This is a genomic window from Kocuria dechangensis (assembly GCF_014636775.1).
Taxonomy (GTDB): domain Bacteria; phylum Actinomycetota; class Actinomycetes; order Actinomycetales; family Micrococcaceae; genus Kocuria; species Kocuria dechangensis.
On the sequence record NZ_BMEQ01000023.1, the window covers coordinates 1 to 25,141 of the forward strand.

The following is a 25,141-nucleotide window of genomic DNA, read 5'->3' on the forward strand; positions in this document are numbered from 1 at the left end:
CGGAGGTGGACGGGCCGCCGTCGTCGTTCAGGGGGCGACCAGGCCCCTCGGATGTCGTCCTCGGGGCCCGGACGCCACGGTCGTCAGCAGCTGATCCGGGTGTCGTTGGCGTCGGCCCGGCAGGTGTCGTTGCCGGGTCCGCCGTCGAGCCGGTCGTTGCGGCGCACGCCGTCCCTGCCGTCCAGGTCGTCGTTGCCGGCGTTGCCCTCCAGGCGGTCGTTGCCGGCTCCGCCGTCGATCCGGTCGTTGTCCGCCCCGCCGCGCAGCCGGTCGTTGCCGGGCCCGCCGTCGAGCCGGTCGTTGCCCTGCCCGCCGTCGAGGGTGTCGTTGCCCGCTCCGCCGTCGAGCCGGTCGTTGCCGAGGCCTCCGTAGACCGTGTCGTTGCCGGCGCCGGCGTCGACGACGTCCCGGCCGGTGCCGCCGCTCACCCAGTCGTTGCCCGCGCCGGCGTCCACGGTGGAGCGCAGCGCCACGTTCAGGCGCACCTCGTCGTCGCCGTTGCCGGTCCGCACGCGGACCTCGTCGACGTCGGCCGTGGTGCACCGGACGGTGTTCGGATTCACCCTGGTACAGCCCCGGCCGGCGTTCAGGGTGTCACCCGAGTCCTGGACCTGATAGCGGGTGGCGCCGCCCCGGAGGGTGATGCGGGAGACCGTGATGTCGTTGTCCTCCCCGGCGGACGCGTCGATCCGCAGGATGCCGTCGGCGACCGAGACCGCGGTCGCGGCCTGGGCCGGGGCGGCGGTGGCGAGGAGGGAGGTTCCTGCCAGCAGCCCTGCTGCCAGCGCGCCCACGACTCGACGGCCTCCGGCACCCGGCCGCGCCCCGACGTCGTCGGGCGTGGCGGACGAGCAGGATCCATTCATGCGCTTCATGGTGATCACTCCGTGGTTCTTCGATATCGCAATTCAGGTGACAACGCGATTGACATGGTGTTCTCGAACCACCTCCTGGGATTCCGTGCCGCACTCCGCGGATTTCCGTCCGCACCGTCGCCTGCGAGAAGAATCGTCCTGGGTGGAACGGAGGTGAGCATCCGGTCTGACGTGGGAGGGCGTTCCTTCCGCGGTGGGTGCGGCGCACCCGGCGCCGCTGCTGCGGAACGGCGGAACAGCGGGTGCGAATATTTCCGAAAAGAAATCTATGGGTCCTCCGCCTTTGTGCACGCGAATAGGCATGTCATTGGAGGGTTCCAGGTTAGATCGAGATCATTCTCCCGGCAGTAATGCTTTTGTCACGGGTGGGGAAAAGGCGGACCACCGCCGCGGTGCGGGCGGGGGCCGCGACGGTGGCGCTGTGTGACACCGTCTGCGGCCCGGAGAGCGGCCACGTCCTCTCGGTTCGGTGCGCGGGAGCTTCATGTTGCCGCCGGAAGGTCCGGCGACGGGCGGCGGCCCCTACACTGACGCCATGGTCGAGTCCCTGATCTTCGGCGCCGTCGCCTCCAGCGCCCTGCTCATCGGCGCGCTGGTGGGGGTGCGGTTCGAGCTGCCGAAGCGGGTCCTGGCCATCCTGCTCTCCTTCGCGGCCGGCGCCCTCATCACCGCGCTGGCCTTCGAACTCTTCGAGGACGCCTACGAGAAGGGCGGGCTCTGGCTCGCCGTGATCGGGCTGTTCGCCGGCGCCGTGGTCTTCACAGTGCTCAGCGCCTTGCTCGACCGCTGGGCCCAGCCCGGCCCCCGCTCGAAGGACGCGGAGAAGCAGCAGGGCAGCGCCAAGCTGGACACCGACGCGGCGGCGCAGGAGAAGGCGCCCACGGCCGCGTCCGCTCAGGGTGCGGCGGGGCTGGCGCTACTGGCCGCCGTCACGCTGGACGGCGTCCCGGAGAACGTGGCCCTGGGCGTCTCCCTCACGGAGGGCACCGGCGGGCTCGCCCTCCTGGCGGCGATCTTCGTCTCCAACCTCCCTGAGTCCCTGGTGGGAGCGGCGTCGATGCGCGAACAGGGAATGGCGAAGGGCAAGGCGGTCGGGCTGTGGGCGGTCTGCGCGGTCCTGCTGGTGATCGCCGTCGTCATCGGCGCCGGTCCGCTGGCCACCGCGGAGGCGGAGACGATCTCCCTGCCGCTGGCCTTCGCCGCCGGCGCCGTGATCGCGTCGCTGGCGGACACCCTCATGCCGGAGGCCTTCGAGCACGGCGGACCGGCGGTGGCGCTGAGCACCGCGGCGGGCTTCGCCCTGTCGTTCGCGCTGTCCCTGGCCTGAGGTGGCCGGAGGCGCCGTGCTCCGCGGGGCGGCGTGTCGGGGCGCACTCCGCGGGCGTCGCCGGGCGCACTCGTGAGAGATTCAGCATGTGAAGAACGACGAGAAGAACATCGCGCTGCTGATCGACGCGGACAACGCGCCGGCGTCGAAGATCGACGTGATCCTCGCCGAGGTCGCCCGGCACGGCGCCGCCAACGTGCGCCGCGCCTACGGCAACTGGAAGAGCTCCCACCTCCAGCAGTGGGAGGCCACGCTGCACACCTACGCGATCCGCCCCGTGCAGCAGTTCGCGTACACCTCCGGCAAGAACGCCTCGGACATGGCCATGGTGATCGACGCGATGGACCTGCTCTACGCCGGATCCGTCGACGCGTTCGCGCTGGTCTCGAGCGACGCCGACTTCACGCCCCTGATCATGCGGATCCTCACGGACGGCCTGAAGGTCTACGGGTTCGGGGAGCAGAAGACGCCCGCCCCCTTCGTCAACGCCTGCTCGCAGTTCACCTATGTCGAACGACTCGGCGAGTCCGCCGAGGAGGTCCCGGGCACGGCGATGAAGCCCGCGGAGGCGCAGAACCTGCGCGGCGACACGCGGCTGGTGCGCATGCTCCGCGGCGCGGTGGACGCGGCCAGTGGTGAGGACGGATGGGCGAATCTCGGCGCCGTCGGGAACCAGATCGGCAACCAGGCGTCCTTCGACCCGCGCAACCACGGCTACGGCAAGCTGAGCGAGCTGGTCGAGGCGACGGGCCTGTTCGACGTCCAGCGGCAGAACCAGCGCGTGCTCGTCCGGGACATCCGTCGGACGTGAGCCGTGCCGCTGTGCGGACGGCGGGTCCGACCGGGTTGCCCGTGACGGCGCAGCCGAGGCCGGTCCGGGCGTGGTCCTGAAACATTCCGTGCGGAAATCCTCAGAACGGTGCGGCACCCCGGTGGGCGGCGCTGAGCGCCGCGGTCGACCGGGGGCCGCCCCGTCCTCTCATCGCCCGTCTGACATGGGGCGACGACGGGTCCCCCGCCGGACCGGCTCCCCGGCGCCCGGGGACGTGACCGGGCACCGGGTGCGCCCCGCGTCGGAGGTGATGGACAGGACACCTCGCCGGGTGCTGAACTGCACCCATCAGCACCCTGGCTGGAACGAACTCGCAGGGGCTCCCTCCGGGGCGACGCAGGGTGGACCGAGGAGGACCGTCCGATGGACACCTGGATCTGGATCGTGCTGGCCGTCGTCGTGCTGGCGATCATCATCATCGCCGTGCTGGCCGGGACCCGGAAGAAGAAGGAGCGCCACGCCGAGGTGCAGCGCGAGAACCGGCAGCAGGCGGCCGACCTCCGCGCCCGCAGCGAGGAGGAGGACCTCGCGGCCCGCGAGCGCAAGGCGGACGCCGACGCGGCCCGGGCCGAGGCCGAGAAGGCCCGCATCGAGGCCGACCGCCTCGAGCGCGACGCCCGGAGACGTGCCGAGGAGGCCGACCGGGTGCGCCAGGAAGCGGACTCCCACCGGGAGGAGGCCGCGACGCTCGACCCGGACGGGGACGGCGCCGGCCACGACCGTGCCTCTCGTGCGCGCCACGAGGGCGTCGTCGGTCGGGAGGGCGACGTTCGCGACGAAGGGCGCCCGGGACCCGACGGGGATCTCGGACCAGACCACGCCCGGGGGCCGTGGGAGCGTCCCCGACCAGGGGAGCCCGAGGACGGTCCCCGCGCCTGAGCCCCCGCAGACGGGGGCCGGCGCCGGTGGTCGCGATGACGTGGCGGTCCCTCGCTCGACGATCCCGAGGCCCTCTGTGTCACGGCCGTCCGGTCGGCGAGGCGGTGGCTCCAGTTCTTCACGCCCTGGGAGGCTCAGTTCGTTGAACGACGGGCTCCGGCCGGGGTCAATCGGGACGAGCTGGTGACAACGAGTTTGATGTTCGGGAATCGGTTGGTGAAATTCCAGATGGCATTGAGACAGGAAGGGCAGATGACGAAGTCGCTGTGCACCCACACGCGGCCGGTCACCTCGGGGGACTTCACCGCTGAAGGGGTGAAATCGTTCTTCGGCATCGCCAGATGCGGACGCAGACGAAATGCGATCTCCTCCAAGAGCTTCAGCTCGGAATCGTGCCCCCGCCAATGGTCTGGGACCTGACCGAACTTCTTCTCCTCAAGTGCTCCTGGCCCGGACAGAACCTCTTGGTCCGATGCCCGGAGGGTGAGGAAGCTGATGGGCATGCCGACCTGGTGCTCGACCATGCGTGACGGCCCGACTTGTCCTGGGACGGCTTTCTCCTGGAACTCTCCGGAGAGGGCGGTGGCGGTCCCGGTCAACGTCAGCGAGCCGACGTGAACCTCGTAATGCGAGGCCGAGACACTCCTGGGACCGGACCTGCCCGTCAGTCCTGGAATCCTCGTGTCGACGTCCCGTCTGGCTCCCCCCTCCTCGATGGTTTGTCGGCCCGTGGTGGAGAGCATCAGGACGACTGCATCGGTCAACATTTTGAGCGCTGCGTTCTTACCGTCCGGTGGGGCCGCGAGCACGGCCCGCTCGGCCGCCAGCACTGCCTCCATGCGCGCCGCCAGGACGGGTCTGATCGCATCGAACTGCTTCATGTTCTTGGTCAGCCGCTGGACTTCGGCCACCAGATCTTTGGGTGTGCGGGGAGAGGACTGGATGACGACCGTTCCATCGGGACGCAGTGACGCCGTGTGCGGATTGCCGCGGAGGTCGAATGGTCGTGAACTCGCTGTGGGGGGAACACCCGCGTGGTCGGCATCTGGTCGAGCCTTGCCTGTGACCTTCCCCTTCACCCACGCCTTGCCGGCGGCGACCTTCGCCTTCACCTTGCTGCCGATGCCCTTCAGGCCACGGATGATCGGTCCCGCCAGCTTCAGACCGGTCTTGATCACGACGTCGAGCGCCTTCTTCACCGGCCTCTGCAGCGTCTCGACGATCGAGCGGATCTTCTGGCCGATGCCGCCGAGGCCGATCACGCTGGCGAGGAAGCCGATAAGGAGGGGCACCATCTGGCCGAGGACGTCCTCGATCTTGTTCACGACCGCGCCGACGTTGCCGCGCACGATGTCCGCGACCGAGTCGATGATCGTGTCCACGAACTTCGCGATCCGCTCGGCGTTGTTCACGAAGAACATCACGACGTCGTAGATCAGCTTGCAGGCCTTGATGAACGCGGCGGCGGGGTTGAGCAAGCCGATCAGCCACGTGATGCCCGCGGTGATGACCTTCGTGACGACGAAGTCCTTCACCTGCTCCAGGATCATCTCCTTGATGTCGCCCAGCTTGTCCACGAGCATCTGCCACAGCCCGGCGACGCCCTGGGTGGCGAGGAGCTGGAAAATCTCCACGCCCTTCTCGGCGGCGGTCATCGCCTTCTCGCCGATCTGCTTGACGATGCGGTTGCGGATGTTGGCCCAGGTGAGCCCGAACAGCGAGGCGAGGAGCTTGACGACTCCCTTGAGGTCGAAGGTGTCGGGCAGCTCGATCCCGCCCTCGGCGAGGGCGCCGAAGAGCCAGCTCATCAGGCCCTTGCGCAGGTGGTCGAGGATGTTGTTCTTGAACTTGAGGATGCCGCCCTTGACCCCGTCGATCAGGTGGCCGAGGAAGCCGACGGGATCCCTGACGATGTCCCCGACCACGCCGGCGGCCCGGGAGAGCACGTTGCGCAGCATCGCGGCGAGCTCGCGGATGGTGTTGATGACCGCCTTGATCGCGCCGATGGCCTTGTCCACCAGGCCCCGGTTCGCCGCCTGCAACTCCTCGATCCGCTCGTCGAGGCCCTTCCGCGCCTCCACGTACTTGGTCGCCAGGGTGTCGACGACCGACTCCTGCTTGGCGTCGACCTCGCTCTCGAGCTGCTCGAACCGGTCGCCGATCTCCTGCGTGGCTTCCGCACCGACCTTCTGCAGGTCGGCGGGCAGGCTCTTGGCGTAGGCGGCGATCTCGGTCCTGCCCTGGGCGATGCGCTGCTTGGCCCGGGTCAGGTCGTCGCCCACGATGGTGGCGACGTTCGAGATGACGACGTCCATCTCCTTGAGATAGAGCTCGCGGCCGGCCGTGTAGAACTCGTTGACCTTCGGCGGCATCCCGCGGATCTTGTCCCGCAGCCAGCGGTACCCGCCGAGCCAGCCGCTGTAGCGGTCCTTCTTGTACGCCGACATCTTGGCCTCGACGTAGTCCTCGAACGTCCGGCGCGCCCGGGCCTCGCCCTGTTCGAAGGCGGCCTCCACCTTCGGATCGATGCCGTCGAGGGTCTTCTTCACCTCGGCCTCGGTGACGGCGAAGATGGCCTGGATCCTCGCCGTGACCTCCGCCCTGCGCGCCTCGTCCTTGGACTTGGCCTTGCCCTTGTCGGCGACCAGCTTGGCCAGCGCAGCGCCCTTGGCGCCCTGCATGCCGGCGAGGCCGGACGAGGTCTGCGCGGCGGTCTCGGCCCGGTTCTGCTGGAGGACCTGTTGCTCCTGCTGCCGGAACTCCGCGGGGGCGGTGTCGGCGTGCGCGGCGGCGGCCTGTTTGTCGGCCAGGGCCTGGTGGAACTCCGGCTCGTTGGACTGGGCCAGCTGCGGCTCGGTGACGTCGGCGTCGGCCATCTCCTTGTTTGCCTGGTGCTTGCCGGCGGCCAGGTTGGTCTGCTCGGGCGGGGCCGGTTTGGGGGCGGCGCCCGCCGCGGGCACGGCCGGCAGGCCGCCGGGCTGCTCCGGGGCCAAGGGGGTGACCGGCTTGGGGACGGCCTTCGACGGGTCGGGCGCTGCCGCCGTCGCCGTGGCGATGTCCTTGGTCTGTCCCTCCTTGCCCTGGGTGACGAGCCCCTTGACCTCTCCCTTGACCTCGCCGGCCCTGCCCGACTCCTTGTACTCGTCGGCCTCCTTGAGCGTCTTCGGGGACTTCGCCTCGATGGCGGCCTTCACCGCGGCGATGAACGCCTTCTTGTCGAAGGTGCCCGGGGGCTGGGCGTCCATCGTGTCGACCTTCGCCGCCTTGGCCTGGGCGGCGGTGTCGTCGGCGGGGGCCACCGCGGCGTCCTGGGCCTCCTTGGCCTTGGCCGCGGCGGGCGGGTGGGCCTTCTTGCTGGAGGCGACGACCTTGACGTTGCGGGTGACCTGGGCAAAGGCCGGGTCCTCCTCCGGCCGGAGGGGTGTCGGCGGCACGGGCGGCTGGAGCAGCCTGTCGGCGGGCAGGGGAGCGGGGGCCGTCCTCGGCGGGGCGGGGCCTCCTGCCGGGGCCGGCGCCGGGGCCTTGCCGCCCTTCCCCGGGCCGGGGGGCTTGGGTACGACGGCGGCGGCCTTGCCGAGCGGGCTCACCGGCGGAACGGGTTTGGGCGGCGGCACCGGTTTCTTGGGAGCCACCGCTGCCGGTCCGAACCCCGTCACGGTGACCGCCAGCGCCGACGCCGGGGGCTTGGGGCCCTCCAGCTCCACGGGCACGCCCACCGACTGCGCCGCTCTGAGACCCTTCTCCACCGTGTCGACGGCGGGTTCGTCGCGGCGGACCTCCCTCAGTGCCGCGTCGATGTCGGCGACGGCCTGCTCTCCGGGAAACCGCGCCCGGGCGGTCAGGAGAGCGCCGACCGCGGAGTTGCCGGCCTGGCGCTGCAGTGCCAGGACGGCCTGCGGTCCCACGGCGGCGTGCGCCCGGTCGCCGTCGGCCCGTCGCCTTCCGGCGGCGAGGGCGTCGCCGACATCGGTCCTCGCTGTGTCGGCCGTCCGACGTTCGACGGTCATGGTTCGAGGGTGGCGCAGGGGTCGACGGCGGACCGCTCGCCTCGAGTCACACTTGTGGGCAGGACGGACTGCCCGAACGGGCAGAACCAACCGGCTGCTCCACGCCGGGACCGGCCCCTGGCCGCCGATTCCCCTTCCCCGCGGCATTCCCCCAGGTCAGCTCATGGGGAGTTGATGCCACCAAGGGGACTCGGCGGAGCGGTGGGGGACTCGGCGGTCAGAGCGCCGGCGGGCTGTCCAGGTCGCGGACGCTGAACGTGTCGCACTGGTTGATGTCACCGGTCCGGTAGCCGGCGTAGAACCAGGCCTGCCGCTGGGCTGAGGTGCCGTGGGTGAAGGCCTCGGGGCTGACCCGCCCCTGGGTGGTCTCCTGGATGCGGTCGTCGCCGATGACCTCGGCGGCGTTGAGCGCCTGGTCCAGCTCCTCCTGCGAGATGTCGCCCAGGTCCACGGCCCCGGAGGTGTCCCCGGCGGCGCCGTTGGCCCACAGCCCCGCGAGGCAGTCGGCCTGCAGCTCCACGCGCACGGCGCCGGACTCGGGCCCCTGCGGGTCCTGCTGGGCGTAGCCGAGCGTGCCGATCTGGTTCTGGATGTGGTGGCCGAACTCGTGGGCGAGCACGTACTCCTCGGCCAGGGGACCGCCCTCGGCGCCGAACTGGGTCTGCAGCTCGTCGAAGAACGCGACGTCGAGGTAGGCGGTCTGGTCGGCGGGGCAGTAGAACGGGCCCACGGCCGACGACGCGGCGCCGCACCCGGTGCCGACCTGGCCCTCGAACAGCTCCACCCCCGGCATCACGTACTCCTCGCCGGTGGTCCGCGGCAGGTACTCCTCCCAGAACTGGTCCAGGCTCTGCGCGGTCGCGATCATCCGGCAGTCCGTGTACTGGTTGGCGTCCTCGCCGGTCTGGCAGCGTTCCGCGCGCTCCTGCTCCACGGCGGTCTGCGACCCGGTGTCCTCGCCGCCGCCCCCGCCGGTGATGGCGTCGATGCCGTCCTGGCCGAAGAGCAGGCCGACGACGAGGAGGAGCAGAGCGCCGCCGAGGCCGCCGCCCACGGCGATGCCGCGCCCGCCGCGGCCGCCGCCGCCCACGCGTGAGGCGTCGAGCTGGGAACTGTTGTCGAAACTCATGCCAGAAGTGTAAGCCGTCTGACGATCCGGCGGGGGAGGGCGCTCAGTCGAAACCGCGCGCCGCCAGGGCCTCGCCGGTGCGCTGGGCGTAGGCGACCGTCGCGATCACCGCCGGGGTGACCAGCACGACGGGGTTGGGCCGCAGGCCGCGGGCCCGCACGGCGTCCCGCAGCTCGCCCACCGCGCCCACGATGAAGGGGATCGAGCGCAGCATCAGCGAGACGGCCAGGCCGATCCGCTCCGGGTCCGCGCCGATCAGCCGCACCGGCGAGCACAGCCACACCACGCCGTCGAGCAGCTCGGGCAGGGGTGTGGTGTGCATCAGGACGCGGGTGAGGACGAGGAAGACGACGATGGTCAGCACCACGTCGGCGGCCTGGGCCGCGCCGGCGGTCAGCACGTGGTAGAGGGCCAGCAGCACCAGCACGGGCAGGGCCGGTGCGAGACCGCGCCACCACTCACGGGCGCCGACCCCGGCCGCGGAGCCGGAGACCAGCAGCAGCGCGCTCAGGGCGGCGGGGACCGGCCACGACGGGGCCGCGGCCACCGCGACCGTCACGGCCAGGATGCCGAGGGCCTTCGCCCACAGCGGGGCGCGGTGCAGGAAGCTCGTGCCCGGGACGTAGCTGCCGAAGAGATCGGGCCCGCGGCTCACGGGCGGACCTCCTGCGGGAAGCCGTGCTCGCACCACCCCTGGTAGGCGGTCACGACCTGCCTGGGCGGGCCGTCGGCCACGAGCTCGCCGCCGTGCAGCACCAGCACGCGCGGCGCGGTGGCGGCCAGGCCGAGGTCGTGGGTGGAGATCAGCAGCTGCTGCGGCAGCCCCTCGAGCAGCTCCATCAGCCGTCCCCGGTTGCGCAGGTCCAGCAGGGTGGTGGGCTCGTCGAGCACCAGCACGTCCGGCTCCACGGCGAGCACCGCGGCGAACGCGGCGAGCTGGCGCTCCCCGCCGGAGAGGTCGTAGATGCTGTGCTCGGCGCGGTGGGCGATCCCCACGCGCTCGAGCACCTCGAGCGCCGCGCCCCGCCGTCGTCCCCGGGGGACGCCCGCCCCGCGCAGGGAGAGCTCGACATCCTCCACGGGCGTCGGCATGACGAGCTGGGAGAGGGGGTCGGTGAAGACGAAGCCCACGCGCCGGCGGGCCGCGCGCACGTCGCGGGCCACGTCCGTCCCGTGCACGGTCACGGTGCCCGCGGACGGGCGGACGAGCCCGTTGAACAGGCGCAGGAACGTGGACTTCCCGGACCCGTTGAGCCCGACGACGACGGCGCGCCGCTCGCTCACGGACACGTCCAGGTCACGCAGGAGGGTGAGCTCGCCCGAGCCGGAGGGCGCCGTGACGGTGACGCCGGAGCACACGAGGGCCGCAGCCCCGGGGGAGGACGGCACGGGTCAGCGCGTGCCCGCGATCCGGGGGAACGCCTTGTGCACGCCCACGGCGATGACCGCGGCGAGCACGCACTTGACCAGGTCCCCGGGCCAGAAGGCGAGGTCCGCCAGGAACGCGTCCTGGAGGGGCAGGCGGGCGTTGGCCACCAGGCCCAGGATGCCGCCGACCCGGATCACCACGAACCCGGCCAGGGCTCCGGCCACCAGCCGCACGGTGTAGGTGCCGGTGCGCTCGTAGCGGGCGTTGGTGGCGCCGCCGTCGTTGGCGCGGCGGGCCGGGATCAGCCACTGGGCGACGTAGCCGGCCGCGGCCGCGGCGAAGGGGAAGGCCAGGATGTACCCGGCCGAGGGGCCGGCCAGCACGCCGAGGCCGCCCCGGAACCCGGCGAACACCGGGACGCCCACGAGGCCGACCAGCACGTAGAGGGCGACGGCCAGGAAGCCGCGCGTGCCGCCCAGGACCAGGCCCGTGAGGAACACGGCGAGGGTCTGCAGGGTCAGCGGCACCCCGGCCCCGCCCAGGGGGATGCCGGGCAGCACCGACAGGGCGGCGGTCAGGGCCGCGAACACGGCGATGTTGGCGAGGTCCTCAGCGGTGATGGCGCGACGGCGTTCGACGTTGGTCATGGCGTCAAGCCTAGGGCTTCGCGGACGGGTCGCCGGACTCGGTGACGTCCTCCTCGGCGTCGGTGCCCCGGCCGGAGGCCACGACCTGCTGCTCGGTGGCGCCCAGCTGCCCGCCGCGTCGCGGCTGAAGGCGCATCATCTGGTACTTCCACCGCTCGGCCATGGTGGCCTTGGCCGCGACCCTGTCCTCCGGGTTGAGGGGGTCCTCGCCCAGCACTGGGTCGTGGCCGGTCTGGTAGCCGGTGGCCCAGACCTGGGCCACCGCCCAGGCCACGGCGGTGAAGGGCACGGCCAGGATCGCCCCGAAGATCCCCCCGACCAGGGTGCCCACGGTCAGGGCCAGCAGGATCAGCAGGGCGTGCAGGCTCAGGGTGCGGCCCATGATGATGGGCTGGAGGATGTTGCCCTCGATCTGGTTGACGATGATGATCCAGGCGATCACGATCAGCGCGACCACCGGGCCGTTGGTCACCAGCGCCACCAGCGCGGCGATGATCCCGGCCACGGTGGCGCCGACCACCGGGACGAAGGCGGTGATGAAGGCGATCACCGCAAGCGGGACGGCCAGGGGCACGCCCAGGATCAGCAGCGCCGCCCCGATCAGCACCGCGTCGGCCAGGGCGATCGAGGCGGTCCCGCGCACGTAGCCCCCGAGCACCTGGGCGCCCCGGTCGACGGACTCGGCGAGCTTCGCCCGGGTCTCCCCGCGGGTCCAGCGCAGGGTGAAGTTCCACATCTTCTCCCCGTCCTTGAGGAAGAAGAACAGGACCACGATCATCAGCACCGCACCGGTGACGAAGTTGGCCGCGGCGCCCAGCCCGCTCAGGGCGCTGCCGGCGAAGCTGCCGCTGGACAGGAAGTCCCCGGCCTGGCGCAGCGCGCTGTCGATCGCGGCGGTGTCGATGGGCAGGGGCCCGGAGGTGATGAAGCGCTGCAGCTCGGCCCAGCCCTCCGTGGCCTGGGTGGCGAGGGTGTCCCACTGGCTGCGGATGGAGAAGACGATGGCGGTGAGGGTGCCGCCCACCAGTGCGAGGATGCCGAGGAACGCGACCAGGGTGGCCAGCAGGTTGGACCAGCCCCTGCGCTCCAGCCACTTCACCAGCGGGGCCACGGCCGAGGCGAGGATCAGCGCCACCAGGATGGCGATGACGACCACCTTGACCCGGAGCAGGATCCACACGAGGCCCGCGACCAGGGCCGCGATCAGCAGGGTCTGGGCGGCTCGGGAGCCTGCCCGGCCCAGCGAGTCGGACCACGGGCCGATGGCCGGGGCCAGGGACTGGGCTGCGTCGCCGATGTCGGCCACGCTCTCGACGGGCGACGGCGGCGCCTGGTCCTTCTCGGACTCCAGCCGGGCGGCGAGCGCGGCGTCGGCGCGGCTGGAGCCGCGTGCGGACCCGGCTGGGGGAGGGGTGCTGGGAGGGGTGGCCATGCGGAGGCTCCTCGGGGAGGACGACGGCGGACGTCCAAACTCTAAGGCGGCTGTCGGATGGGTGTCCAACCTCGTCCGTGCGCGCGAGGGCACGGGGGCGGGGCGGTCAGCCCACGACGAACACGGCCGTGAGCACGTGGCGTCGCCGCGCCGCCACGTCGCCCATCAGGACCGGGGCCTGCTCGTACGGCAGGACGTCGGAGATCAGGTGCTCCCGGACCTCGGCCGCGTGGCCGGCGAGCAGCCGCACGGTCTCGGCCGACAGCCGGTGCCGGTCCCACTCGTGGGCCAGCCCGCGCGGCACGCGCCCGATCTGCGCGCACCGCAGGCTGAGCCCGTTGTGGTGGAACTCCTCGCCGAGCCGCACGGCGTCCGCGCCCTCGGTGTAGAAGGCGAGGTCGATCACGGAGCCCTGCGGGCGCACGGCGCGCAGGGCCGCGTGCAGCGCCTCGGGCTTGCCCCGGCACTGGAAGACGACGTCCGCGCCGTGGTCGCCCGGCCCGTGCCGCCAGCGGGTCTTGAGGGTGCGGCCGGGGTCGTCGGAGAGGTCCAGCGGGAAGAACCCGAGCCGCTCGGCCAGCGCCCGCCGGCGGGGGTCGGCGTCGGCCACGGCGACCTCCCGGGCGCCCAGGGCACGGGCGAACAGGGCGGTGACGAGCCCGACCGGCCCGGCCCCGGTGACCAGCACGAGCCGCCCCGCCACGCCGTCGCCGAGCGAGCGGACCGGCCCGGCGTCCGCGGCGGCGTGCAGCAGACCGTTGGCGCAGATGGGGCCGAAGTGGGCCACGAAGACGCCGAGCAGCGGGTCGAGGTCCTCCGGCAGCGGCACGAGGTGCTCGGTCAGCGGATCGGCCACGTGCGCGGTGGCGTGCCCGTAGGCGGTGGCCAGGACGTCCCCGGCCCCGAAGGCGGGGGTCCGCGACTCGGCGACCCGGGCGACCTCCATGTAGCCCAGCCGGCGCACCGGGTAGCCCTGCTCGGCCAGGCCCGGGTGGAAGAGGCCGAGCTCGGGGTCCAGCCGCGAGTGCAGGCCCGGGTGGTCGCCCTTGACGAACGCCAGCTCGGTGCCCGCCGAGAGCCCGGTCGCCAGCGTCTCCAGGAGCAGCCCGCCCTCGGGGACGTCCGGGAGCTCCTCGTCGACGATCTCGATCCGTCCCCGGGCCGGGACCACGAGGTTGCGGCGCGGCGTCACGGGCCGGGCTCCAGGCGCACGGGCGCCCCGGTCCGGGCGGACTCGGCGACCGCGCACGCGAGACGGTGCGTGCGCAGGGCCTCGCCGTAGGGCGCGCGGGTGCTCTCGCGCTCCCCGCGCACCGCCTCGAGGAACTCCCGGTCCACCGCGAGCCGCGGGTCCTCGGCCGGGGCGTGGTCGGTGCGCTCGGCCGCCCGGTACTGCGTGAGCCCGTCCTCGGACAGCTCCAGGTACAGCCCCCGGCTCACCGTGTGCAGGGCCGCCCGGTGCTTGGCCGCGAGCGCCGACGTCGCCGCGAGGGTGGCCACGGCGCCGGAGGCGAAGCGGACGGTGGCGGCGGTCGCGTCGTCGATGTCCCCGATCCCGTGCGCCTCCCCGCCGGGGCCGTCGGGGGCCGTGCGCATGCCCGCGGCGTAGACCTCGACGGCCTCGCCCAGCAGGAACCGCGCCGTGTCGAGCACGTGGGTCAGCTGCTCGACCACCTGGCCCCCGGAGCGGTCCGACCACCCCCACCAGGGCACGGGCGGGCGCTTGTCGAGCCAGTAGCCGCTGGCCAGCAGCGGCGGGGCCTCCGCGAGCAGCTCCTTGGCGCGCGCGGCGGTGTCCAGGCAGCGCCAGTGGTAGCCGGTGCCGGTGACGGCGCCGGTGGACTCGACCATGGCCCCGATCTGCTCGGCGACGTCCAGGCCCAGGCCCACCGGCTTCTCCACGAACAGCGCCTTGCCCCGGCTCAGGGCGGCGCGCTCGCCGGGGCCGTGGGCGAACGGGGGCACGCAGACGTAGACGGCGTCCACCTCGACCGCGTCCAGGGCGTCGTAGGGGTCCGTGAAGGAGGGGGCGTCGAGCTCGGCGGCCAGGCCGGCCGCGGCGGGCCCGTGCGTGTCCGTGACGCTGACGACGCGGGCCCCGCCGAGGCGGTGCAGGACGTCGACGTGGCGGCGGCCGACCGAGCCGGCGCCGACGAGGGCGATGCGGAGCGTCATGACGGGTTCGCCTCCAGGAGTCGTGCGTACAGGTCCAGGTACTGGCGGGCCATCCCGGCCGGGGTCCACTGCTCGGCGGCCTCCCGGCACGCCCGCGGGTCGATCCGGTCGAGCTCGGCCAGCCGGCGGACGAGCTCGTCCTCGTCGGCGGCCATGAAGCCGGTGCGGCCGTGCTCCACCAGGGAGGGCAGCACGCCCAGCGGGGTGCCGACGACGGGCACGCCCCGGGACAGGGCCTCCACGACGCCGGTGGCCCCCGGCTCGGCCCAGCGGTTCGGGGTGAGCAGCGCCCGGGCCGAGCGCAGCAGCCGCTCCTTCGCCTCGCCCGCCACGCCGCCGACCCACCGCACCGAGGTGCCGTCCACGAGGGGGCGGACCTCGTCCAGCCAGTACTGCACGTCCGGGTGGGCGCGCAGCGCCTCGTCGCCGTCGGCCAGCCGCCGCTCGAGCTCCGCGGGGTCGCCGATCCCCGCGACCGGCCCGGCCAGCACGAGCGGGATCCCCGCCCGCCGGCAGACGCGGGCGGCGAGGTCCTGCCCCTTGTCGGCGGTGATCCGGGCCAGGACGAGGGCGTGCTCGCCCGGCTCGACGTCCACCGACACGGCGGGGGGCGCCGCGAGCGGGACCACGCCCAGCGTCTGCTCCTGGAGGTTCCGGGGCGCCCGCTCCAGCTGGGAGGCGGAGACCGCGGCGAAGCGCACCCGCCCGCGCCCGTCGAAGCGGGAGTAGAACTCCGGGTGCTTGCGCAGGTCCCAGTGCAGGGTCTGCAGGGTGGGGGGCGCGGCGGTGCCCATGGCCCCCAGCACGGACGGGCCCACCACCTCGAGGTGGTCGTGCACCACGTCCCACCGGTCCTGGTCGCGCAGCGCGGCCACGACGCCCTGCATGTGGGCGTGCGCGAGGCCCGAGACCCGGTTGTACGGCATGGCGATGGAGCGGAACGCCGGCTCGTCCAGGATCCGCAGGTGGTCGTCGGCCTCCAGGGTGGACGGGCCCACCGTGGCGAGGGTGACGTGCGCCCCCGCCCGGCGCAGCTCCGGCACGAGGGTCGCCACGACCGTCTCGATCCCGCCGTAGCCCTCGGGGGGGACGGGCAGCCAGGGGCCCGCGTTCACGAGGACCCGCAGGCCCCCGCTCATGCGACCCGGCCGGCGGGCACGGCGCCGTACTCGGGGACGTGGACCATGGGCGGGCGCTCGCGGACCACGATCTCGTGGGTGTCGGCCAGGAACCGGTCGCCCTCGCGCAGGAACTGCGTCAGCTCCGCGGCGTGCCCGCCGGCCGGGGAGTCGCAGCGCAGCCGCGACTGCACGGTGAGCTGGATCTGGGCGGCCATCCGGGCCAGGGAGGCGTCGGAGGAGTTGCGGTGCGAGCGGGCGCCCAGGTCCACCTGGGCCATGGCGTCCAGCCCGACGGCCTCCAGCACGTCGATCAGCATCCCGATCTCCACGCCGTAGCCGGACACGAACGGGATCCGCTCCAGCAGGGACCGCCGCCCGGCGTACTCCCCGGCCAGGGGCTGGACGAGGCCGGAGAGCTGCGGCCAGAACAGGTTCAGGAGCGGGCGGGCGACCAGCTCGGTGACGCGGCCCCCGCCGGCGGGCAGGATCGTGGTCCCGTCGTTGAGCGGGCGGTCGTAGCAGCTCTTGACGAACTGGACGCCCGGCTCCGTCAGGAGCGGGCCCAGCAGCCCCACGGCGAAGTTGGTGTCGAACTCCTTGAGGTCGGAGTCGATGAACGCCAGGATGTCGCCGTTCGTGACGGCCAGGGACTTCCACAGGGCCTCGCCCTTGCCCGGGACGTTGCCCTGGGCGGGCAGGATCTCGTCCTGGCGGAAGACGCGGGCCCCGGCCGCGGCGGCGACCTCGGCCGTCGCGTCGGTGGAGTCCGAGTCGATGACGACCAGCTCGTCGATCAGCGGCACGGCCTCCACGAGCTGCGCCCGCAGGGCGCCGACGATCTCGCCCACGGTCTCGGCCTCGTCGCGGGCCGGCAGGACGACGCTGACCGTGCGGCCCTGCTTGCGGTCGAGCAGCTGCTCCGCGTGCCACTGGCGGCCGTGGTAGCTGCGAGTGCTGAACCACTCCTGGACGTCCTGGCGCATGGGTGCTCTCTTCCGATGTGGTGGACACTCGACGGGACACGTCCGGTCCGGCGTGACGGGCACTCGTAGGGGCACGGCTGGTGGATCCGAGTCGCAGACTACCGGCGGGTCCTCCGGCGGGGAAGGGGTCCCCCGGGCGTGACGTCCCGGCCGCGGCGCGGGGCGCCGGTGCTGGCACGCCCGGTCCGCGTCGGCCAGGATGGGACCGGCAGCGGACCCGGGCCGTGACGGAGGGCCGGGAGAGGCGACGAGAGGCGACGATGGACCAGCAGACCAGGACCGCGCGGACCGGCCGGCGACTGGTGCTGTGGCGCCACGGGCGGACCGCGTGGAACGTCCAGGACCGGGCCCAGGGCCAGGCCGACATCCCGCTCGACCACGTCGGCCGCCGCCAGGCCCGGCAGGCCGCTCCTGCGCTGGCCTCCTTCGAACCGGCCTTCATCTGGTCCAGCGACCTGGAGCGGGCCCGCGACACCGCCCGGGAGCTGGCGGTCCTGACGCACCTCGACGTGGTGCTGGACGAGCGCCTGCGCGAGTACCACGTCGGCATCCGCCAGGGCACCACGTTCGCCGAGTTCCGCCGGAGCCACCCGGACGTCTACGAGAGGTTCCTCACCGAGGAGAACTACCGCGTCCCCGGCGCCGAGCTGCCCTCGGAGGTCGACGAGCGCATGGCGGCCGTGCTGCGGGACGCCGCGGACTCCCTCGACGAGGGCCGCACCGGCGTGCTCGTGGGCCACGGGGCGGCCATGCGCAGCGGCGTCCTGGCGTTCTTCGACGCGCCGCCCCGCATGCGGGACATGTTCGCCGGCATGGCCAACTGCGCGTGGACGGTGCTCGAGGAGCACCCCCAGCGCGGCTGGCAGATCGCCGACTACAACGCCAAGACCCTGCCGGACGCCTCCTCGGCGCTCGCCGACGACATGCCCCCGCACCGCGGGGCCGACGGCTCCGCGGTGCGGGGGCGCTGAGGGCGGCGGGGGCGCCGGCGGGGAGCTGTCCAACATCACATCGAGGGCGGGAGAGACTCCGGTAGAATGGGAGGGTTGCCCACTCGGGCCCCCCGACTCCCGCACTCCCTGCCGAAAGGTCTCCTCCGTGATCACTGTCCAGAACCTCGAACTGCGTGCCGGCGCCCGGCTGCTGATGGACGAGGTCAACTTCCGGGTGGACAAGGGGGACAAGATCGGCCTCGTCGGCCGCAACGGCGCGGGCAAGACCACCATGACCAAGGTGCTCGCGGGCGAGACCCTCCCGGCCGGGGGCGCCGTGACGCGCACCGGCAGCATCGGCTACCTCCCCCAGGACCCCAAGGTCGACGACATGGAGCAGCTGGCCCGGGACCGGATCCTCTCGGCCCGCAACCTCGCCGGCGTCGTCTCCCGGCTGCGCCAGGCGGAGCACGAGATGGCCTCGGAGGACGACGCCGTGCGCAACAAGGCCATGCGCCGGTACGACCGCCTCGAGTCCGAGTTCCTCGCCGGGGGCGGCTACGCCGCCGAGTCCGAGGCGGCCACCATCACGGCGAACCTGGACCTGCCCGAGCGCATCCTCAACCAGCCGCTGCGCACCCTCTCCGGCGGCCAGCGCCGCCGCGTGGAGCTCGCCCGGATCCTGTTCGCGGACGCGGACATCATGCTCCTCGACGAGCCCACCAACCACCTGGACGTGGACTCCGTCTCGTGGCTGCGGGAGTTCCTGAAGAACTTCCAGGGCGGGCTGCTGGTGATCTCCCACGACGTGGAGCTCATGGAGATGGTCGTCAACAAGGTCCTGTACCTGGACGCCAACCGGTGCGTCATCGACCTCTACAACATGGGCTGGAAGAACTACCTCAAGCAGCGCGAGCAGGACGCCCACCGCCGCAAGCGCGAGTACGCCAACGCGGAGAAGAAGGCCACCGCGCTGATGGACCAGGCCAACAAGATGCGCGCCAAGGCCAGCAAGGCCGTCGCAGCCCAGCAGATGATCAAGCGCGCCGAGCGGCTCATGCAGGGCCTCGAGGGCGAGCGGCAGCAGGACAAGGTCGCGGCCATCCGCTTCCCGAAGCCCGCGGACTGCGGCAAGACCCCCCTCACGGCCCGGGGCCTGTCCAAGTCCTACGGCTCGCTGGAGATCTTCAACGACGTGGACCTGGCCATCGACAAGGGCTCCCGGGTGGTCATCCTCGGCTTCAACGGCGCCGGGAAGACCACCCTCCTGCGCATGCTCGCCGGGGAGGCCACCCCGGACACCGGCGAGGTCGTGCCCGGCCACGGGCTCAAGCTCGGCTACTTCGCCCAGGAGCACGACACCCTGGACCACGACCGCACGGTGCTGGAGAACATGCGCACCGCCGCCCCGGACCTGGCGGACACCGAGGTGCGCAACATCCTCGGCTCGTTCCTCTTCCAGGGCGACGACGTCTCCAAGCCCGCCGGCGTCCTCTCCGGCGGCGAGAAGACCCGCCTGGCGCTGGCGACCCTGGTGGCGTCCTCGGCCAACGTGCTCCTGCTCGACGAGCCCACCAACAACCTGGACCCCGCCTCCCGCCGCGAGATCCTCAACGCCCTGCGCACCTACGAGGGCGCGGTCGTGCTCGTCTCCCACGACGAGGGCGCCGTCGAGGCGCTGGATCCCGAGCGCGTGGTGATCCTGCCGGACGGCACCGAGGACCTGTGGAACCAGGAGTACCAGGACCTCATCTCCCTGGCCTGATCCGCGGGTCCCTGGCCCGGCACCCGCGCCGCGGGGGCCGGGCCTGCCCCTGTCCCGCGGCCGTCTCCGGCACGATCAGCCCGGCGCTCCGTCACCGCCGCGGCAGCCCGGGCTCAGTCGCGGGCGCCGGTGCCCTGCTGCTCGAGGGCGTCGAGCACGGCGTCCTCCTCGTCCTCCCAGGTGGGACGGGTGCGCCGGCGCTGCGGCTTCGGGCGCATGAGGGACTTCAGGTGCGGGGGCATGTCGTCGGCCATCTCCATCTGCCGGATGACGAGCTCCTCGTCGCCCTCGCCGATGTAGTTGCCGTCCGCGTCGTAGTACTGGGACAGGTGCCGCTCCATCTCCTCGGCGTACTGCCGGTCCCACTCGTCGTTGCGCGCCTGCTGGCGGGCCGCGTAGCCGAAGGCCACGAAGAACAGGGCCGCGAACGCGTACCACTGCAGGGAGTAGGACAGGTGCGGGCCGGAGTCGATCTCCGGGACGGGAGCAGGGGCCGGCGCGTTCGCGGGTGCCGGCTCCTCGCCGAAGACCTCGCCGAAGGCGCTGGTGCCCACCGGGTAGCCCCACCGCTCCTGGAGCTCCTGGAGGTCGATCGAGGCGATCTGGCCCTCGGGCGCCCCGCGGTCCACCGGGGGCTCCCCGGGCTGCAGGCGCGCGGAGACGGTCACGGTGCCCCCGGGCGGGGCCGGCACCTGGCCGGGCATGCCGTTGGCGGCGTCGCCGGTGGGGATCCAGCCGCGGTCCAGGACCACGACCTGCCCGGCGTCGGTGCGGAACGGCACCAGGACGTCGTAGCCCACGCGCCCGTCCTGCGGCCGGTTGCGGACCAGGACCTGGTCGTCGGGGAGGTACTCGCCCGTGAGCTGCACGGGGTGCCAGGTGAGGGAGGCGTCGTGGGCGGCGAACTGGCCGACGGCCTCGGCGCCGGACAGGGGCTCGGCGCCGTAGTTCTGCTCGATCTTGGTGTTCTCGCCGCTCAGGTGGTCGTTGCGGTCCATCTGCCAGCCGGCCAGCTGGACCGAGACCGCGGCGGCCGCGCACGCCACCAGGAACCAGCCGATCCACTTGCCGGTGAGCAGGAAGCGGTAGGCGCCCACTCAGCCCTCACCGTCCCGGGCGGTGTCCGCGGGGGCGGCGCCGTCCAGCGGGACGGTGTCCTTCCAGAAGCCGCGGGCGCGGAGGAACTCCTCCAGGTCCTCGCGGTGCTCCGGGCAGGCCAGCCAGGTCTTGCGGCGCTCCGGGGCATGGATCCGGGGGTTGTTCCAGCGGATCTGCCAGGCGGCGTCCTGGCGGCAGCCCTTCCGGGAGCACTGCGGGGTGTCCGGCCCCGCCGGGGGAGCTCCGGATCCTCGCGGTGACAGCGATCCGAGCAGGTCGAACTCCACGGCGGTCGTGCTCCTCAGGGTGTGCGGTCGGGCTCCCGGGACGGGCGGCGGCGGGCTCAGGCCGCGCCGCGGCTCCGGAAGGGGTCGTCCTCGACAGTAGCGGAGGAAGCATGGTCCCCGCTGGGAGCGGGGTCGGGAGAGCTCCGGGCGTCGTCGTCGCCGTGGCCGGTCACGAACTCGCCCTCCAGGACGAGGTCGGCGGGGAGCGGCTCGGCGTCGGGGGCGGGCTCGGGCGGCGCGGCCAGCGCCGGGGCGGCCTTGGGCTCGTAGTAGTGGCTGGTGCGGGCGGAGCGGTCCGCCCCGCTGTTGGCCAGCATCACCGCCACCCAGGGCAGCACGGCGACGCCCACGAGCGCCACGGCGCGCACCCAGAAGTTGTCCACCGCCACGAACACCAGCAGGCACACCACGCGCAGGCCCATCTGGGTGGCGTAGACCTTCATCCGGTGGCCCATGTCCTGGGTGTGCGGCTCGGCGGTGGTCGTGATGGAGTGGATCTCGTCCTGGCCGGCGGCCTCGCCGGTCGTCACATATCGGTTGCTCATGGCCCTCCCAACAGACGTTCTATTGTCGCACCGACCTCCGACATCGGGCACGGTGCCCGCGGGCTGCCGCCGGGTTCCGCGCGCGTCCCGGTACGATTGGGGGGATCTCCGCCCGGTCGGCCTCGCGGCCGCCCTCGGCGCGCCCGACGAACCCGACCGAAAGGCCCCAGACCCATGGCAGACGAGCAGCAGAGCCCCGCCCCCCGCACCGTCCTCGTGACCGGCGGCAACCGCGGCATCGGACGGGCCATCGCGCAGGCCTTCAAGGACGCCGGGGACAACGTGGCCGTCACCTACCGCTCCGGCGACGCCCCCGAGGGCTTCTTCGGCGTCCAGGCCGACGTCACCGACTCCGCGTCGGTCGACGCCGCGTACAAGGCCGTCGAGGCCGAGTTCGGGCCCGTCGAGGTCGTCGTGGCCAACGCCGGGATCACCCGCGACACGCTGCTGCTGCGGATGAAGGAGCAGGACTTCCAGGACGTCGTCGACACCAACCTCACCGGCGCCTTCCGCGTGGTGCAGCGCGCCGCCAAGGGCTTCATGCGGCTCAAGCGCGGTCGCGTGGTGCTCATCTCCTCCGTGGTCGGCCTCTACGGCTCGCCCGGGCAGGTCAACTACGCCGCGTCCAAGGCCGGGCTGGTCGGCATGGCCCGCTCGATCACCCGCGAGCTGGGCGGGCGCAACGTGACCGCCAACGTCGTCGCCCCCGGGTTCATCAACACGGAGATGACCGCCGCCCTGCCCGAGGACACCCAGAAGAACTACCTCGCCTCCATCCCGGCCGGCCGCTTCGCCGAGCCCGAGGAGGTCGCCGCCGTCGTGCGCTGGATCGCGTCCGACGAGGCCAAGTACATCTCCGGCGCCGTCATCCCCGTGGACGGCGGCCTGGGCATGGGCCACTGAGCCCGCCCCCTCCACGTCTCGACACGTCACACCGAAGGAGCACCATGAGTTCACTTGCAGGCAAGACCGCGGTCGTCACCGGGTCCTCGCGCGGGGTCGGCGCCGACACCGCGAAGCTGCTGGCCGCCGAGGGCGCCAACGTCGTCGTCAACTACCGCCAGAAGGCGCCCCGCGCCAACAAGGTCGTCAAGGAGATCGAGGCGGCGGGCGGCAGGGCCATCGCCGTGCAGGCCGACATGACCAGTCCCGAGGACGTCCGCAGCCTCTTCGCCCGGGCCGTGGAGGCCTTCGGCGGGGTGGACGTGCTCGTCCTCAACGCCTCCGGCGGCATGGAGACGGACCTGGGGGAGGACTACGCCCTCAAGCTCAACCGGGACGCCCAGGACGACACCCTCACCGCGGCCCTCGAGCACCTGCCCGAGGGCGGGCGCGTGGTCTTCGTGACCAGCCACCAGGCGCACTTCATCAACGACGTCGAGACCATGCCGGAGTACGTGGAGGTCGCGAAGTCCAAGCGCGCCGGCGAGGACACCCTCACCGCCCGCATCCCGGAGCTGACCGAGAAGGGCATCACCTTCGTGGTGGTCTCCGGCGACATGATCGAGGGCACCGTGACCGCGACCCTGCTCAACCGGGCCCGGCCCGGCGCGCTGGAGCAGCGCCGCGAGGCCGCCGGCAAGCTGTACTCGGTGCACGAGTTCGCCGAGGAGATCGCGAAGATGGTCACCGCGGACGTCCCCACCGGGCACGTCGAGCTCGTGGGCGGCGCCGACGACTTCCTGGCCCAGGCCGGGCGGAAGTAGCGCACTCCGTCCCGATTGCTTCCACGGCGGGGGCACCGAGGAGCGCCGTCCGGCCGGTCCGGACGGCGCTCCTCCCACGTCAGGGGCCCGGGAGCCCGGCGGACGCAACATTGTGCTTCCGCCGCCGGAGCCCCGGGACCCCGATAAACTTGCCGGTGGGGATGTGACGAGCGTCACACGGTGATCAGGGAGGCCGTCCATGGCCGTGCTCAAGTCCGCCGCCGCATGCGCACTGGTCGTCGGTGCCATCGGCTTCTCTGCGGTCCCCGCCGTGGGGTACGACCAGGACCCGGCGGCGACGCGCCCTCCGGTCGTCGCCGCGACCGTCGGGCCCACCGCGGACCGGGCGCCGGCCGCGCCCGCCGAGGAGGGGACGGCCCGCGCCGGCGGGGGAGGTCCCGAGGAGCACGGCAACGCCGGGGCGGCCGTCGTGGCCGCCGCCGGCGTTCTGGCGCTGGTCGGCAGCGCCGCCGTGGCCCGTCGTCGCGCCGGCAGCCAGCACGGGGATCTGCACGGGGATCTGCAGCGGGACGTCCCGGCTCCGGCCGGCCGCGGCGGTGCGGTCCGGGGCCCGTCTCACCGCCGCTGGTAGTCGGCCGGGGCGGTGCGCGGGTCGGCGAGGACACCGGGCATGTCACCGCCGCCCAGGAACGCGCGCACGGCACCGACGACGGCCTCCGGCCGCTCCCGGTAGCTGTCGTGCCCGGCGTCCGGCAGGTAGACGAGCCGGCTGTCCGGGAAGGCGTCGAGGTGCTCGACGGCGGAGGCCCAGTCGAGGTAGTCGCAGCGTCCCTTCAGCACCAGGGCGGGCACGCGGGCGTCGTCGGCGGAACGCTCCAGAGGGGGCAGGGCGGGCCGCCGCAGGGACTGCGGGACCTGGTTGGCGAAGAAGCCGTTGCCGTGCAGGCCCTGCGGGGCGTGCCCGGGGCAGTGCAGGGCCGGGGCCGTGGCGGCGTGGACCCGGTCCTGCCGGGCGTCCACCTCGGCGTCGCCGGTGAGGGCGTGGGCCGAGGCCGGGTCCACCTGCACCAGCCCGTACACCAGCAGCGCCCGGGGGGACACGAGCAGGCGCTGGACCTCCTGGCGTGCTGCGGGGTCCAGGCGGGCGAGCGGGTCCCCGCCGGTGCCGCCGGTGCTGAGGGCGCCGGGGGAGGACAGGACGAGCCGCTCGACCCGGTCCGGGTGCGCGTCGTGGTACGCGGCGGCGAGATAGGCCCCGTAGGAGTGGCCGACCAGAATCATCCGCGGGGCCCCCGTGCGCCGGCGCAGCGCCTCCAGGTCGGCCACCGCGAGCTCCGTGGTGTAGCCGCCGGGGTCGTCGAGGCGGGAGGAGCGCCCCGTGCCGCGCTGGTCGTAGGACCACACGTCGTGCCCGTCGGCGGTCAGCGGTGCGAGGGCCGCCAGCAGCCCGGCGGTGTCGGGGACGCCCGGGCCGCCGTGCAGGGCGACGACGGGGGCGGCGCGGGGCGCACCGCTGCCGGCGGGCAGGACGCCGTAGGCGATGCTGCCGCCGTCGCCGGTCGCCAGTGCTCCCGCCCCGGGCGGCAGGGGCGGCAGCCGTGCGGGGTCGCCCAGCGGGACGAGCAGGGTCGCGAACACGGCGGACACCACCAGGACGCTGAGGACGCCGCCGGCGCGCCGCCGGCGCGGTGCGAGCCCGCGCGTCAGCAGCCTCCACGCCGAGAGCCAGACCAGCAGCGCCGCGGCCGCGCCGCCGCCGAGGAACAGCACGGGCGCCGTCGTCAGCGCCGCGAGGGCGAGGGCGGCGGCCGGGCCGACCACAACGCTCAGGAGCAGGGCGCCGGCCCCGGCGAGGATCCTGGCCGCCACGGTGCCCCCTCCTCTCCGGGCCTTGGGACGCCCGGGCCCGGAGTCCCCGCCTCCGAGCATCCTCCCGGGCCGGGGAGCGGGACAAGACCCGACGGTTCCGTGACGCCGGGGACGGGGCCCGCAGGCGCACAATGGAGGCAGCACCACCCCCGTGGAGGAGCCGCCATGACCGCACGAGCCGTCCCCGACCGCAACCGCTGGG

23 protein-coding genes are annotated in these 25,141 nt (G+C 73.2%); 8 read left to right on the forward strand and 15 right to left on the reverse strand.

The features are described 5' to 3' along the window. Positions 1-83: 83 nt before the first annotated feature. Positions 84-875 (reverse strand): calcium-binding protein, encoded by a 792-nt coding sequence (locus tag IEW07_RS16210; RefSeq protein WP_229741915.1) that lies wholly within the window; start codon positions 873-875, stop codon positions 84-86. A gap of 535 nt (positions 876-1,410) precedes the next feature. On the opposite strand from IEW07_RS16210, the gene IEW07_RS16215 reads away from it, so the two are divergent. The 3 genes from IEW07_RS16215 (at position 1,411) to IEW07_RS16225 (ending at position 3,913) form a co-directional block, all read left to right on the forward strand. Then, positions 1,411-2,202, forward strand: a complete 792-nt coding sequence (locus IEW07_RS16215; RefSeq protein ID WP_188539144.1) for a ZIP family metal transporter — start codon at positions 1,411-1,413, stop codon at positions 2,200-2,202. An 88-nt stretch (positions 2,203-2,290) separates the two neighbouring features. After that, positions 2,291-3,013 carry an NYN domain-containing protein gene (locus IEW07_RS16220; RefSeq protein ID WP_188539145.1) on the forward strand — a complete coding sequence of 241 codons (723 nt, stop codon included), beginning with the start codon at positions 2,291-2,293 and terminating at the stop codon, positions 3,011-3,013. 384 nt (positions 3,014-3,397) lie between these two features. After that, entirely contained in the window at positions 3,398-3,913 is a 516-nt protein-coding gene (locus tag IEW07_RS16225; RefSeq protein WP_188539146.1) for a hypothetical protein, read from the forward strand. Between the two features lie 134 nt (positions 3,914-4,047). Here IEW07_RS16225 and IEW07_RS16230 read toward each other — a convergent pair whose 3' ends face one another. The 10 genes from IEW07_RS16230 to IEW07_RS16275 form a co-directional block, all read right to left on the reverse strand. Beyond that, positions 4,048-7,920, reverse strand: coding sequence for a hypothetical protein (locus tag IEW07_RS16230; RefSeq protein ID WP_229741916.1), 3,873 nt, complete (start codon positions 7,918-7,920; stop codon positions 4,048-4,050). 217 nt (positions 7,921-8,137) lie between these two features. Continuing rightward, positions 8,138-9,049 carry a KPN_02809 family neutral zinc metallopeptidase gene (gene ypfJ, locus IEW07_RS16235; RefSeq protein ID WP_188539147.1) on the reverse strand — a complete coding sequence of 304 codons (912 nt, stop codon included), beginning with the start codon at positions 9,047-9,049 and terminating at the stop codon, positions 8,138-8,140. 43 nt (positions 9,050-9,092) lie between these two features. Then, on the reverse strand, positions 9,093-9,704 hold the full coding sequence (locus IEW07_RS16240; RefSeq protein WP_188539148.1) for an energy-coupling factor transporter transmembrane component T family protein: 612 nt from the start codon (positions 9,702-9,704) through the stop codon (positions 9,093-9,095). Next, positions 9,701-10,438, reverse strand: coding sequence for an energy-coupling factor ABC transporter ATP-binding protein (locus tag IEW07_RS16245; protein WP_188539149.1), 738 nt, complete (start codon positions 10,436-10,438; stop codon positions 9,701-9,703). The genes IEW07_RS16240 and IEW07_RS16245 overlap by 4 nt, the downstream gene beginning before the upstream one ends. A 3-nt stretch (positions 10,439-10,441) precedes the next feature. Further along, the gene (locus tag IEW07_RS16250) at positions 10,442-11,065 is read right to left on the reverse strand and encodes a biotin transporter BioY (protein ID WP_188539150.1); all 624 of its coding nucleotides are present in this window, start codon (positions 11,063-11,065) and stop codon (positions 10,442-10,444) included. Between the two features lie 10 nt (positions 11,066-11,075). Next, complete coding sequence (locus tag IEW07_RS16255; protein ID WP_188539152.1) at positions 11,076-12,497, reverse strand: AI-2E family transporter; 1,422 nt, start codon at positions 12,495-12,497, stop codon at positions 11,076-11,078. Between the two features lie 106 nt (positions 12,498-12,603). Next, entirely contained in the window at positions 12,604-13,689 is a 1,086-nt protein-coding gene (locus IEW07_RS16260) for a zinc-binding dehydrogenase (RefSeq protein ID WP_188539154.1), read from the reverse strand. Next, positions 13,686-14,672, reverse strand: a complete 987-nt coding sequence (locus tag IEW07_RS16265) for a Gfo/Idh/MocA family protein (protein WP_188539155.1) — start codon at positions 14,670-14,672, stop codon at positions 13,686-13,688. Before IEW07_RS16265 ends, IEW07_RS16260 begins: the two co-directional genes overlap by 4 nt. Further along, positions 14,669-15,811: a glycosyltransferase gene (locus IEW07_RS21460; protein ID WP_188539157.1), complete on the reverse strand. Its 1,143-nt coding sequence runs from the start codon at positions 15,809-15,811 to the stop codon at positions 14,669-14,671. The genes IEW07_RS16265 and IEW07_RS21460 overlap by 4 nt, the downstream gene beginning before the upstream one ends. After that, entirely contained in the window at positions 15,808-16,776 is a 969-nt protein-coding gene (locus tag IEW07_RS16275) for a glucosyl-3-phosphoglycerate synthase (RefSeq protein WP_188539159.1), read from the reverse strand. The genes IEW07_RS21460 and IEW07_RS16275 overlap by 4 nt, the downstream gene beginning before the upstream one ends. 260 nt (positions 16,777-17,036) lie before the next feature. Between IEW07_RS16275 and IEW07_RS16280 the strand changes: the two genes are divergently transcribed. After that, positions 17,037-17,747 (forward strand): histidine phosphatase family protein, encoded by a 711-nt coding sequence (locus tag IEW07_RS16280; RefSeq protein ID WP_188539161.1) that lies wholly within the window; start codon positions 17,037-17,039, stop codon positions 17,745-17,747. A gap of 127 nt (positions 17,748-17,874) precedes the next feature. Next, positions 17,875-19,473 carry an ABC-F family ATP-binding cassette domain-containing protein gene (locus IEW07_RS16285; protein WP_188539163.1) on the forward strand — a complete coding sequence of 533 codons (1,599 nt, stop codon included), beginning with the start codon at positions 17,875-17,877 and terminating at the stop codon, positions 19,471-19,473. Positions 19,474-19,586: 113 nt separating this feature from the next. On the opposite strand, the gene IEW07_RS16290 is transcribed toward IEW07_RS16285, so the two are convergent. Genes IEW07_RS16290 through IEW07_RS16300 form a run of 3 tightly spaced genes read right to left on the reverse strand, consistent with a single transcriptional unit; the run spans position 19,587 to position 21,403 of the window. Beyond that, entirely contained in the window at positions 19,587-20,570 is a 984-nt protein-coding gene (locus tag IEW07_RS16290) for an SURF1 family cytochrome oxidase biogenesis protein (protein WP_188539165.1), read from the reverse strand. Further along, the gene (locus tag IEW07_RS16295; RefSeq protein ID WP_188539167.1) at positions 20,571-20,858 is read right to left on the reverse strand and encodes a hypothetical protein; all 288 of its coding nucleotides are present in this window, start codon (positions 20,856-20,858) and stop codon (positions 20,571-20,573) included. 56 nt (positions 20,859-20,914) lie between these two features. Further along, positions 20,915-21,403, reverse strand: coding sequence for a DUF3099 domain-containing protein (locus IEW07_RS16300; protein WP_188539169.1), 489 nt, complete (start codon positions 21,401-21,403; stop codon positions 20,915-20,917). A 174-nt stretch (positions 21,404-21,577) separates the two neighbouring features. On the opposite strand from IEW07_RS16300, the gene IEW07_RS16305 reads away from it, so the two are divergent. From IEW07_RS16305 to IEW07_RS16315, 3 genes are all read left to right on the forward strand, one after another. Then, entirely contained in the window at positions 21,578-22,306 is a 729-nt protein-coding gene (locus IEW07_RS16305) for a beta-ketoacyl-ACP reductase (RefSeq protein ID WP_188539171.1), read from the forward strand. Between the two features lie 44 nt (positions 22,307-22,350). Continuing rightward, entirely contained in the window at positions 22,351-23,109 is a 759-nt protein-coding gene (locus IEW07_RS16310; RefSeq protein WP_188539173.1) for an SDR family oxidoreductase, read from the forward strand. A gap of 199 nt (positions 23,110-23,308) precedes the next feature. Beyond that, positions 23,309-23,701, forward strand: coding sequence for a hypothetical protein (locus tag IEW07_RS16315; RefSeq protein WP_188539175.1), 393 nt, complete (start codon positions 23,309-23,311; stop codon positions 23,699-23,701). On the opposite strand, the gene IEW07_RS16320 is transcribed toward IEW07_RS16315, so the two are convergent. Beyond that, entirely contained in the window at positions 23,686-24,939 is a 1,254-nt protein-coding gene (locus tag IEW07_RS16320) for an alpha/beta fold hydrolase (RefSeq protein ID WP_188539177.1), read from the reverse strand. The two genes, IEW07_RS16315 and IEW07_RS16320, sit on opposite strands and share 16 nt — an antisense overlap. Between the last annotated feature and the right edge of the window lie 202 nt (positions 24,940-25,141).